The following is a 12,545-nucleotide window of genomic DNA, read 5'->3' as shown; positions in this document are numbered from 1 at the left end:
TTGCGGATAAACGCATCAAGTTTGAAGTAGCCCATATAAATTATGACTAATCGGTATAAATTATGACGCAAACCCCGGTGCAAGAAGTATATTTGTTTCGAAAAACTGTGCTGCGCCATGCCCGATTTGTACCCTGATACACCAGATTTCATGAGCCAAATCAAGGCTGTTATCGAGGATAACTTATCCGACGAGCAGTTTGGCGTATCCGAGCTGGCCAACGAGCTGCACATGAGCCGCTCAAACCTATTGCGAAAGGTAAAACACCTGACCAACCTATCGGTTAGCCAGTTCATCCGGCAAGTTCGGTTGGAACACAGCATGTCCATGCTGAGAACATCCCAACTGACCATATCTGAAATAGCCTACCAAGTAGGATTCGGCAGTACCTCCTATTTTATCAAATGCTTTCGTGAACACTATGGGTATCCACCGGGAGAAACACATAAACGAATCGGGGCAGACAAGAACAACATAACTGACGACCAAAATCAAGAACCTAAGCCGTTGATCTATTCCCACCGTAAATCGCACGTGATGGTTGTGGGTGCGTTAGCGGTGCTAGTCCTATTGATCATCGGTCTATTGGGCTATTATTGGTGGTCAGCACCGACATCGACTCCCCTCGAAAAATCAATCGCCGTATTGCCCTTTAAAAATGAAAGCAGCGATTCAACCAACCGCTATTTAATCAACGGCTTAATGGAGTCGACGCTGAACAATCTTCAGCAAATAAAAGACCTCAAAGTCATCAGCCGGACATCGGCTGAAAAGTACCGGAACGTCGCAAAATCCATCCCAGAGATGGCAAAAGAGCTAAACGCCCGCTATTTCGTAGAAGGGAGCGGCCAAAAAATGGGCGACCAACTTCTGCTGAGCATTCAACTCATCGATGGGCCCAGCGACAGGCATCTTTGGGCTAAGCAATACCGTCGCCAAGCGATCGATATTTTCTTGTTACAGGAAGAAATTGCCAAGGATATTGCAAAGGAAGTTCAAGCCATCGTCACGCAGGATGAACGAAGGCGCATAGAAAAGAAGCCCACAGAAAGTCTAGTGGCCTATGATTTATTTTTAAAGGGCATCGAGTTATTACGCCAAGAGGGCAGCGACAACCTGAAAGGGGCCATCGGCTATTTCAAGCAGGCTATCGGACATGATGAAAAATTCGCCCTTGCTTATGCCTGTAGTGCGATAGCCTGCTACTACCTGGATCTGTTTATGGTGGATCAACAATACGGGGATGAGATCGCTGACTTTGCAGACAAAGCGATTTTCCACGATCCGATACTTCCGGAGAGCCTCATTGCCAAAGCGTTGTCCTACGCGCACAAAAAGGAATACAAGGCGGCTATTCCGTATTTTGAAAAAGCGTTGGCATACAATCCCAATTCCATCTTAGCCATCAATTTCCTTTCGGATTTTTATAACAGCTTCACCCCCAATACAGCCAAATACCTCGAATATGCGTTACGGGGACTTCGGCTGGACGCCGCCGCGCGCGATTCTGCGGCATCCAGCCTTAATTACCTGCATTTGAGCAATGCGTTTATCCAAACTGGTTTCCTTGAAGAGGCACTTGTCTATATTGATAAATCACTGGATTACAATCCAACGAATTCGTTTGCTGTATGGGTCAAAGCCGTTATCCTTTTCGCCAGAGATAAGAATACCAACGCTGGTAGGCAACTGCTATTAAAGGAATTGGAACGGGATCCCAACTTGCTATATATCTTGCAGGAACTTGCGAAAGTCTATCATTACGATGGAGATGATGAACGCGCCTACCAGTATTATAAGCGATTTATCGAAATCCGGGAACGCTATCAATTGGACATTTTTAGAAACGTTAACTTAACGATAGCCATTGTACTGGCTAATCGGGGATTCCGAGAAGAAGCGGATAAGTTTGCCGCTAATTTCAAAGCTTTTTCGGACGACGATCAAACCATCTACAAACCTATGCACCTGGCGCTGTACTACCTCTATCAGCAAGATGCCGAAAAAGCAATAAACCACCTAAGGCAATTCTCGGAGGCAGACAATTATCAATATTGGATCCTGCTATTGCCCAATGATCCCATCGTCGACCCGATCAGGGATCACCCGGAGTTTAAACGCGTGATGCATACTATCGAAACGAAATTTTGGAAACAGCACGACGAGATTAAGGCGTCTCTTGAGGCGAAAAGGCTGCTGTAGCCTTGCCTGCCGTCCGAATCTGGACAGCAGGTGTCCGATACCGAACACTCAAGCACCCCGACCAATTATTAACACGCTAACAATCAACCAAATAGCATTTTGGCGCAAAAAATGCCTCGTCTCTTGCAGATGACTGCCTGCCGGATGGGCAGGGCGAGGGCAGTGAGCAGCTATGGATGGTCGTTGGCCTAATGTCTGTTGTCTAATATCTGATGTCTAAAAAATGATTAAGAACAACTTCAAAACCGCTTGGCGCAATTTATTGAACAACAAACTGTTCAGCGCGTTGAATATTTTCGGGCTCGCTGTAGGACTCGGGGTGTCGTTTCTACTTGCGCTATTCATCATCCAAGAACGGGCGTTCGACGCATTCCCCAACCGGGATCGGATCTTCCGCTATTTGGCTCACATAAATTACGAGGGGAACGACATGCTTTTAGCCAGTGTTCCCAATGCCGTGGGGCCTACGGTGAAGGATAATATTCCCGAAGTGGAATTGTCTGCCCGTGCCTTGCTGAATGACTTCGGGGACAATGCCAATATCAGTGTCGGCAATGATGCTTTTATCGAAAGTCGCTTATATTGGGCCGATCCAGAAATTGTGGAAATCTTCGACCTGCATTTCATCCATGGGGATCGGAAAACAGCCCTCAACGCACCTAACGCTGTGCTGCTATCGGCAAGTAAGGCCAAGCAATATTTCGGCGACAAAAATCCTGTCGGCATGGCCATCGAACTGAACAGGAATACGACGCTCAACGTGACCGGTGTCTATGCCGACCTGCCAACAACGAGCACCTTTGATGCCGAGCTCATCGGTGCATACAGCACGACAGGATTTGCAAGACGAAATACCTGGGACAACGCCAGCTTTGAGACGTGGATCATGCTACGGGATGCCGATGACCGCCAGAAGGTAGAAACTTACTTGCCCAAAATGATTGAGGAACACGTAGAGGCCGACCGCAGGTACTTTTCTTTGGCGCTGCAACCGTTGGAAGCGGTACATTTAAACTCGTCGGAAATAGACGCTTACAGCGATAGAAAAGGCGATGCCGCACAGCTCCAGCAGCTGACTTACCTGGCCATTGCATTGCTGCTGATGGCTGCCATCAATTACATGAACCTCGCCACTGCCCGTGCACAACAACGCGGCAAGGAGGTCGGCATAAGCAAGGCTCTTGGTGCCAATAGACAGGGGCTCCTGGGCAAATTCTACATCGAAACGGCATTGCTCACATGGATTGCCGTCGTTTTCGGGATTGTTTTTACCGTCCTTGGCATTCCTGTATTCAACGCCTTATCCGGCAAGACATTGGTATATGCCACGCTGGCGCATCCGGTATTCTGGATAGGTTTGCCCGTTTTCTGGTTATCGCTGACGCTCATTGCAGGCCTTTATCCGGCGATTATTCTCTCCGCCTACACACCATTGGAAGCGCTTCAAAAAGGGAAGGCCGCCAGAACGGGATCTGCGCTTTTCCGCCGTGTGCTCGTTGTGGTGCAATTCAGTGCCAGCATCATCCTCATCGTGGGCGTGATCATCATGTACCTACAGATGGACTTCGTGAGTAAGCGTAAATTGGGTTACAACCCCGAGAATGTCATCGTCATCGGGCTGAGTTCGGCACAAAATAAACAGGAATTCGACGCGTTAAAAAATCAGATTGGTGCATTGGGCCAAACACAGGGCATGGTACTTTCCCAGGCATTTCCCGGAAAAGGCGAAAGCGGGCGATCCATCCATAAAGATGATGCCGACAAACAAGGTGCATGGCTTTCTTCCAACCGGATTATCGGGGATATCCAGCAGGTGCTGCAACTTGACGTGCTGGCCGGACGGATGATCAAGGATCGGTTGTCCGGCGATACTACCGAGACCGGCACACCTGTCGTTGAGGTGGTGCTCAACAAGTACGCGGTCGATTACCTGGGTTTGACTCCCGAAGAAGCCATTGGCAAAAGGGTATTGGCCGATTTAGGAGACCATTCAACAATCGTGGGCGTAGTAGACAATTTCAACTATGCATCATTACATAGTCCTGTAGGCGCTTATGCATTTACCAATGCCAGCGAATCTATCCGATACCTCATGGTGCGCTTCTCAACAGGTGACCTGCGGGAAACACTCCGTCAATACGAAGCGGCATACAAAAAAGTCCTCCCTGACGCGCCATTTGATTATACATTCCTAGATAGCCACCTGAAAAGCCGCTATCTGGCCGACCAGCAAACGGCAAAGGTGCTTTTGGTCTTCTCCATACTGGCAGTTTTCATCGGCTGCCTGGGACTGTTTGGCTTAGCCGCCTTCACGGCAGAAAAACGTACTAAAGAAATCGGCGTACGCAAGGTGCTTGGTGCTACGGTGCCATCGCTGGTGCGCCTGCTCAGCATAGACTTTATTAAGTTAGTCGTAGTGGCTTTCATCGTCGCCTGTCCCATGGCGTATTGGGGGTTCAACAAATGGCTGGACAATTTCGCCTACCGCATTGATATCCAATGGTGGATGTTCGGTATTGCAGGGTTAGTGGCCATAGTCATCGCCTTAGTGACCGTAAGCTCGCAGGCTATAAAAGCAGCATTGGCCAATCCAGTCGAGTCTTTACGCGATGAATAAATCGCGTGATAAGGAGATCCCGAATAACTTCGGGATCGAGTCACTAAGGGATGAATGATAAAGTTTAGCTAAATTTGCATAGCTTATCCTCATCCGCTATGCAACACCGTATCTACGAGTCCAACTATAAAAAATTCGGGTTAATTAAGGTATCAGTCAACATGGTTGATGCCTTGAACAGCCATCAATTCCACGGGTATATCCGCATCCTCTATTTGCCCGCCGGGCATCGCGTCACCGTGGATTTCGACGAATACACGGGCCGCCAGCCCGGTGTATTTTTTATCACCAACCAACATCTGACGGTCCATGCCATCGGGGAAGGTACCGGCTTTTTCATTTACTACAACCGGGATTTCTATTGCATACAGATTCATGATGCCGAAGTGGCCTGCGATGGCCTGCTCTTCAATAATAGCTACCAAATGCCCCTGACCGCCCTGTCAGCAGACGAAAACCAAGTGGCCGCCTACCTCTTCCAGCAAATGGAAGAAGAATTTGAACTTAATGCCTCTTCCCAGGAAGAAATGCTGCGGGTTTACTTGAAACAATTGATTATCCGAGCTACGCGGATCTGGAAAAAACAACAACTCGGCAAGCTGAACGACGAGCCTCACCGGGAAACGGAATTTTTCCGCGAGTTCAGCCGACTGGTGGAAATCCATTACAAGAGAAAACACTCGGTATCCGAGTATGCTGATCTGATGGGCGTGGCTGCCAAGACCTTGTCCAACAAATTCAGACGGTTCGACTTACCACAGCCCAATGATGTCATCAAAGACCGTATCATCCTGGAAGCCAAACGACTGCTGAGCCATACCGCATTGAGCGTTAAAGAGATCGCATACGACCTGGGATATGATGACCCCGCTTATTTCAACCGCCTTTTTACCAGCAAAGTGGGCAATAGCCCCGCGATTTTTAAGAAAAACTACCAATGAGGGAAAAATATACAATCAGAAGCGCCATTTGTGTATTTTTCTGACCCTTCAACAGCCATAACTTTGTTCCATCAAAACAATCAAAAATTGATTAAAAGAAAGGAAACAAGTTATGAAACGCAAAGCGCAAGCCGTTTGGAACGGCACCATCAAAGAAGGAAACGGACACCTGACGACAGCCAGCACCGTACTGAACCACACCCCTTATTCATTCAATAGCCGGTTTGCCGATGGCATCGGTACCAATCCCGAAGAGCTGCTGGCGGCAGCCCATGCCGGCTGTTTTACCATGAAGCTCAGCTTGGATCTCACACAGGCCGGCTATCCCCCCGAAGAACTGGTTACCTCGGCGACTGTAACACTGGACAATGGTAAAATCACGCAATCGCTACTGGAACTGAAAGCCCAAGTACCGGGAATCAGCGAAGCTGCATTTCAGGAGATTGCCAGGAATGCCGAAAAGACCTGCCCTGTGAGTCAGGCATTCCGCTTTGAAATCGTCCTTCAGGCACAATTGGTTGGGTAAACGAAACGGTTCACTTTTAATGCAAACAAACATGAAATTTTCAGCGTTTATTCAGCAGGATTTGTTATTAATCTTTTTAGCCATGAGCACATTCGCATCAGCACAAGAAAGGCCTTATAAAGGCGAACAGGACCCACAGGTTTTTAAGGAAGTGCGGTCATTTTTGAACGAACTCAATTCAGGCGACGGAAAGCCCCTGGAGCAGCTCAGTCCGGAAGATGCCCGCCAGGTATTGGTCGGTGCCCAGCAATCCGTAACGGTGGATTATTCAGGTATCGAAGAATCCGAGCGGGTGATTTCACAAAACGGCCACGAAGTAACCATCCACATCACCAGACCCGAAGGGGTGAAAGAAAACGCTCCGGTCTTTATCTTCATCCACGGTGGCGGCTGGGTATTGGGTGATTACCCCACCCATAGGCGGCTGGTGCGCGATCTGGTCGTGCACAGTGGTGCGGTAGCCATATTTCCGGACTATTCGCCATCTCCGGAAGCCAAATACCCCACGGCCATCAATGAAATCTATGCCGTGTTGCAATGGGTGGCGCAGCATGGGCGTGAAATCGGCGTAGATGGAAAAAACCTTGCTATAGCAGGTAACAGCGTAGGTGGCAATATGAGCGCCGTCATCGCGCTGATGGCCAAAAAACAGCACGGGCCACACATCAAACTCCAAGTACTGCTCTGGCCGGTGACCGACGCCGACTTTGAAACCGAGTCGTACAATCAGTTTGCCGAAGGCCGGTTTCTCACCAAAAACATGATGAAATGGTTTTGGGATAATTACCTCCCAGATACGGCCAAACGCACGGAAATCTATGCCTCCCCCCTGCAAGCCACGTTGGAAGAGCTGCGCGGGCTGCCCCCGGCACTGGTACAGACGGCAGAAAACGATGTGCTGCGGGACGAAGGCGAGGCATACGCCAGAAGGCTGAATGAAGCCGGCGTGCCCGTAACGCTGACCCGCTACAGCGGATTAATACACGATTATGGCTTGCTCAATCCCATCGCAGACGTGCCTGCCGTACAGACCGCTATCCTGCAAGCCGCAGCCGTTATTAAAGCTACATTGAATCCGTAAACGCCGACGCCAACCCATCATCGGCAATGGCCGGTTCAATCAGCTAAAGTTGCCTCTTTGATCTGAGGCAACTTTTTTATTGCCTATCACCTGTCCGCTATTGAACAATAGGTGTTCGATATCGGACACCTTCGCAGCCAACACCCATACAATAATCTGAAAAACAACATCTTGCATTTTTGGCGCAAAATATGTCTACACGTTCTTACGGGTGAGCGAAGCGGGGTTATCTAACGACTACGCACTTCGTACTAACTACTAAAAAATGATCAAGAACTATTTCAAAACGGCATGGCGCAACCTCATACGCGGCAAGGTCTTCTCCACCATCAACATCATGGGGCTGGCCATCGGGCTTACGGCGTTCTTACTGCTTGCGCTGTATATCAAGGATGAGCTAAGCTATGACCGCTTTCATGAAAAGGCCGACCGGATTTACCGGGTATCCCGCGAATTTTTGGACGATAATGGTTCGACCAATCTGCACCTGGCACAGGTGGCCCCACCCTATGGGCCACTGATTGCGCAGGATTTCCCCGAGGTGGAACACATGGTACGTATGCTGGAAAGCAACGCAACCGTTCGGTATGGCGACAACCTTTTCAATGAAGAACGGGTTTTTTTTGTCGAAGATGGGTTTTTCGATTTATTCACGGTAGATGTCGTACAGGGTGATGCAAGCACGGCGCTGAAGGAGCCCTTCACCATCGCATTATCAGCCCCCATGGCCAAAAAGTATTTTGGCGATGAAAATCCGGTAGGCAAAATGGTACGCATAAACAATCAAGCCGAATTGATGGTTTCCGGGGTTTTTAACCCGCTACCGGCGCAATCCAGCATGCATCCTGATTTTCTGATTTCCTTTGCCACATTAAATGACGAAACTATCTACGGTGCCGAACGCCTGCGGACAAACTGGGGGAACAACGCCTTCAACACGTTCTTACTGCTTCCTGAAAACTATGATCCACAACGATTAGTGGAGGCTTTTCCAGCATTTCAGAACAAGCATATGGGCGAGAACACCTCCAACTATTCGGTGCTACACCTCCTGAAATTGACAGACATCCACCTGCATTCGCATACCGACTCAGAAATCGAACCCACGTCGGATATCCGGTATGTCTATTTCTTTTCCGCAGTCGCCTTGTTTATCCTCGTTATCGCCTGCATCAACTACATGAACTTGACCACAGCCCGTTCGGCGAAACGGGCCAAAGAGGTGGGCATGCGCAAGGTCGTCGGTGCGCAACGGAGCCAGTTGATTCGGCAGTTTCTTGTTGAATCATGGTTATTTACCGTCATTGCACTGCTCATTTCGTTTGCATTGGTGGCGCTCATTCTGCCCTTCCTGAATGAACTGGCGGGCAAAAGCCTCATATTTACCAATCTGCTGACACCCTCGTTTATTATTATCATTGGCGTCGTGATGTTGCTCACGGCCTTGCTTTCCGGCAGCTACCCTGCTTTTTTCCTTACTGCTTTTCAGCCAGTCAAGGTCTTCAAAGGGAAGGTGGCTACCGACGTCAAAAAAGGGATATTGCAGCAATTGTTGGTCACTACGCAGTTTGCGATAGCGGTGCTATTAATTATCTGTACTACTGTGGTGTACAACCAAATGAAGCATGTACAGGATTTTAAACTGGGCTATGCGAAGGAACAAATCATCCTGCTTCCTGCGGCTGGCGATTCAACGGCCTTTGCATCGGTACGGCAACAATTGATACAGTATGCGGGTATCGTGGAAGTTGGACGTTCGTCACGTGTCCCCACCGGGAGGCTGCTGGATGGACAGACCGCATTCGTGATGCGGGGGAGCGAATTAGCCCCCATGGGTGCAATGATCAAGGGACTGGCTATTGACGAGCAGTTTATCCCCACTTATCAAATCGAAATGGCCGCCGGGCGCAACCTGTCGCGCGAACATCCGGCTGATCGTGAAGAAGGGTTCATCCTGAATGAATCGGCCGTGAAAATGCTTGGCTGGGATGATCCGGCCGATGCCATCGGCAATGTGTTTGCCTATGGCAACCGGAAAGGTCAAATCATCGGTGTCACGAAAGATTTCCATTTCGAGTCGTTGCACCAGCAGGTTGTCCCTTTAGCCATGGGCATGGAGGGTGGCTATGCGTGGTGGTCTGTACGGGTATCGGGCGGCGATATCCGGTCTACCCTTGCCTACATGGAATCCGTATGGAAAGCACGCTTTCCGGACAACCCTTTCGGGTATGAATTTCTGGATGACCGTTTTGGCGACTTATATGAAAAAGAGCAAACACAGCAGTTGCTGTTTGGCATCTTCGCAGGAATTGCCATCTTCATTTCCTGCCTGGGCCTGTTGGGACTGTCCATGTACATGGCCGAGCTTCGGATGAAGGAAGTCGGTATCCGCAAGGTATTGGGGGCATCAGTAGCAGGTATTGTGCGGCTATTGTCCATGGATTTTTTGAAATTGGTGTTGATGGCCATTTTCGTGGCTGCCCCCATTGCTTGGTGGATTATGCGCACGTGGCTGGATGACTTTGCTTACCGTATCGAGATACAATGGTGGATGTTTGCCGGAGCTGGATTTGTCGCGGTAGCGATTGCATTGCTTACGGTAGGCTGGCAAGCTATACGGGCGGCTTTGGCTAATCCGGTCGAGTCTTTACGCGATGAGTAAATCGCGTAATAATGAGATCCCGATGGATATCGGGATGGATAGTCTAAGGGATGAATAAATCTGACGGATATGTTTAGAAATTACCTCACCATTGCATTTCGGGGCCTTGTTAAAAACAAGCTCCATACGGCTATCAATGTTTCGGGTCTGGCCTTGGGCATTGCCTGCGTGTTTCTTATTGCTATGTATGTAGCCTATGAGCGGGGTTATGATCGGTATTACGATCACTATGAAAATCTTTACCGGATCACCTGGGAAAACGAAAACCCGCAGACACGCACGCCTCACCCGATGGCTCAGGCGGTGGTTCGGGATTTCCCTGAGGTGGAAAGTGCGGTGAGCCTATCGCCGCTTTGGGGAGCCGGGCTGACCAAAAGGACGTTCTCCGTTCGGAATCTCGAAAAGAATATCAAGTTTGACGAAACTAGCCTGCTCGCCGTCGACACTACTTTTTTTGATGTATTCCGGTTCCCAGTTGTCCGGGGCGATGCAAAAAGGGCGTTGATGCATGTAAATGGCCTATTGATCTCCGAATCCTTCGCAAAGAAATATTTCGGTGATGAAGATCCCATCGGCAAGCAGCTCGCCGTAAACGCCGACACCGTGCTGCTGGAAGTGATGGCTGTATTCAAAGATGTTCCCGAACAAAGCCATTTCCATTTTGACCTGCTGATTTCCTATTTACGGGAAAAATCTTTCAACCCGGAAAGCAATTACTACAAGTGGGGCGACTTCGGGCATTTCAACTACCTGCGCCTGAAGCCGGGCACCAGCCCAAAAGTACTTGAAGGCAAACTGCTGTCCTGGGTACGCCAATACATTAACATCTCTGATGAACAGTACCAGAAAGCCCGTGCCAGCAATTTCGGATTCCGCTTACAACCGCTCACCGACATTCACTTGAAATCACACCTGCGTTGGGAGCTTGAAACCAACGGGAACATCGAGTATGTGCATATTATGGTAGCTGCGGGACTGCTTACGCTCGTCATTGCCTGCATCAACTTCATGAACCTGATGGTTGCCAAATCGGCTGAACGCACCAAAGAAATCGGCATCCGAAAAACCGTCGGAGCATTGCGCAGCCAGCTTTCGTTTCAATTTATAGGCGAATCCTTGTTCATTGCACTGATATCCGTCATTGTCGCCATATTGCTGGTGATGATAAGCCTTCCCTTTTATAATTCACTGACGGGGCATTCCTTCCGTGTGGATTACCTGAAGGCCGTTCCCATGCTCGTCGGCCTTGGGGCCATGGTGGGAATCATCTCGGGCCTATACCCGTCTCTCTTTTTATCTTCCGCGCAGCCAAATGCGATCCTTAAGGGGAATTTCCGGCATACATCCAAAGGCAGCAGCGTGCAAAAAGCATTGATTGTATTCCAGTTTACCGTTTCCATCGTGCTGATTTCGGGGGCGACCATCATCTTTAACCAGCTCGATTATATCCAGCGCAAAAACCTGGGTTTTGACAAAGAAGAAATGGTCGTAATCCCTTTAAAAGACAGGTCGGTAGGCAATCGCATGGAAACGCTCAAGACGACGTTGATGAACATCGAGGGTGTTACGTCCGTTTCGGCCAGTTCAAATCTTCCCGGCGGACAGTTTGACCAACGTCCTGTTTCTCTTAACGGGTCGCCCGGCCATGAAATCGATTGCTCAGAGGCGTTTGTGGACTACGATTTTTTAAAAACCATGAATATCGGGCTGGCCGAAGGCCGGTTCTTCCGGCGCGAAAACCTTTCCGATACGATGAGGTCATTCGTCATCAATGAAACTGCCGCGCTTCAGCTCAATGCGCAGCTTCAGTTGCCATCTGTCGTAGGCCAGGAAATCAACTGGCTGATTGACCAAAGCGGCAATCTGTTAAAAGGCCGTATCGTCGGCATCATGAAAGACTTTCATTTTCAGTCGTTTCACCGTCCCGTTCAGCCATTGCTTTTTATTTTATCCGCGGCTGCTTACAATCACCTGGTTATTAAGCTGAACACAACGGGCTTTGAGAACAGGATTGCGGCGATAAAGCAGGTATATACCCAGTTCGATGATGCTTACGATTTTGAATTTGCATTTCTTGACGAACGTCTCGACCAGCAATATAAGTCCGAACAGCGCACTGGCGTTGTTTTTGGCCTATTCGCCTTCATAGCGATCGTGATTGCCTGTATCGGACTGTTCGGCATGACCCTGATCGCCTTCTATCGGCGGACAAAAGAAATCGGTATCCGCAAGGTGCTGGGTGCTTCCGTACCCAGGTTAATCACGCTGTTGCTCGGTGATTTTACAAAGCTCATTCTTCTTGCCATGCTTATCGCGATTCCAGTAGCTTGGTGGATGATGGACAGATGGTTGTATAATTTCGCTTACCATATTGAATTAAAATGGTTTACGTTTGCCTTGAGTGGATTGGTAGCCGTAGCAATTGCCATACTTACCATAAGCTTCCAGGCCATCAAAGCAGCGGTGGCCAATCCGGTCGAGTCTTTACGCGATGAGTGATGGTGGTGGATGATTCC

7 protein-coding genes are annotated in these 12,545 nt (G+C 49.1%); all 7 read left to right on the top strand.

The genetic code is table 11. The features are described from left to right. Nucleotides 1–117 precede the first annotated feature (117 nt). The 7 genes from BMW65_RS15820 to BMW65_RS15790 all read left to right on the top strand — a co-directional run bounded on the left by BMW65_RS15820 (nt 118) and on the right by BMW65_RS15790 (nt 12,528). Entirely contained in the window at nt 118–2,202 is a 2,085-nt protein-coding gene (locus BMW65_RS15820) for a helix-turn-helix domain-containing protein (RefSeq protein WP_090606810.1), read from the top strand. A gap of 223 nt (nt 2,203–2,425) precedes the next feature. Continuing rightward, nucleotides 2,426–4,819: an ABC transporter permease gene (locus BMW65_RS15815; RefSeq protein ID WP_090606808.1), complete on the top strand. Its 2,394-nt coding sequence runs from the start codon at nt 2,426–2,428 to the stop codon at nt 4,817–4,819. Between the two features lie 98 nt (nt 4,820–4,917). Then, entirely contained in the window at nt 4,918–5,760 is an 843-nt protein-coding gene (locus BMW65_RS15810) for a helix-turn-helix domain-containing protein (protein ID WP_090606807.1), read from the top strand. 112 nt (nt 5,761–5,872) lie between these two features. Beyond that, nucleotides 5,873–6,286 carry an OsmC family protein gene (locus BMW65_RS15805; protein ID WP_090606805.1) on the top strand — a complete coding sequence of 138 codons (414 nt, stop codon included), beginning with the start codon at nt 5,873–5,875 and terminating at the stop codon, nt 6,284–6,286. A gap of 82 nt (nt 6,287–6,368) precedes the next feature. Continuing rightward, nucleotides 6,369–7,367: an alpha/beta hydrolase gene (locus tag BMW65_RS15800; protein WP_090606914.1), complete on the top strand. Its 999-nt coding sequence runs from the start codon at nt 6,369–6,371 to the stop codon at nt 7,365–7,367. Between the two features lie 265 nt (nt 7,368–7,632). Next, a complete protein-coding gene (locus BMW65_RS15795; protein ID WP_090606803.1) occupies nt 7,633–10,029 on the top strand; it encodes an ABC transporter permease in 2,397 nt (798 codons plus the stop codon). 69 nt (nt 10,030–10,098) lie between these two features. Then, nucleotides 10,099–12,528 carry an ABC transporter permease gene (locus BMW65_RS15790; protein ID WP_090606802.1) on the top strand — a complete coding sequence of 810 codons (2,430 nt, stop codon included), beginning with the start codon at nt 10,099–10,101 and terminating at the stop codon, nt 12,526–12,528. The last annotated feature ends 17 nt before the right edge of the window (nt 12,529–12,545 follow it).

Origin of the sequence: Parapedobacter koreensis (assembly GCF_900109365.1) — a bacterium.
Lineage (GTDB): Bacteria > Bacteroidota > Bacteroidia > Sphingobacteriales > Sphingobacteriaceae > Parapedobacter > Parapedobacter koreensis.
Note: the sequence above shows the minus strand (reverse complement) of the source record. Positions and strands in the feature narration are given on the sequence as shown.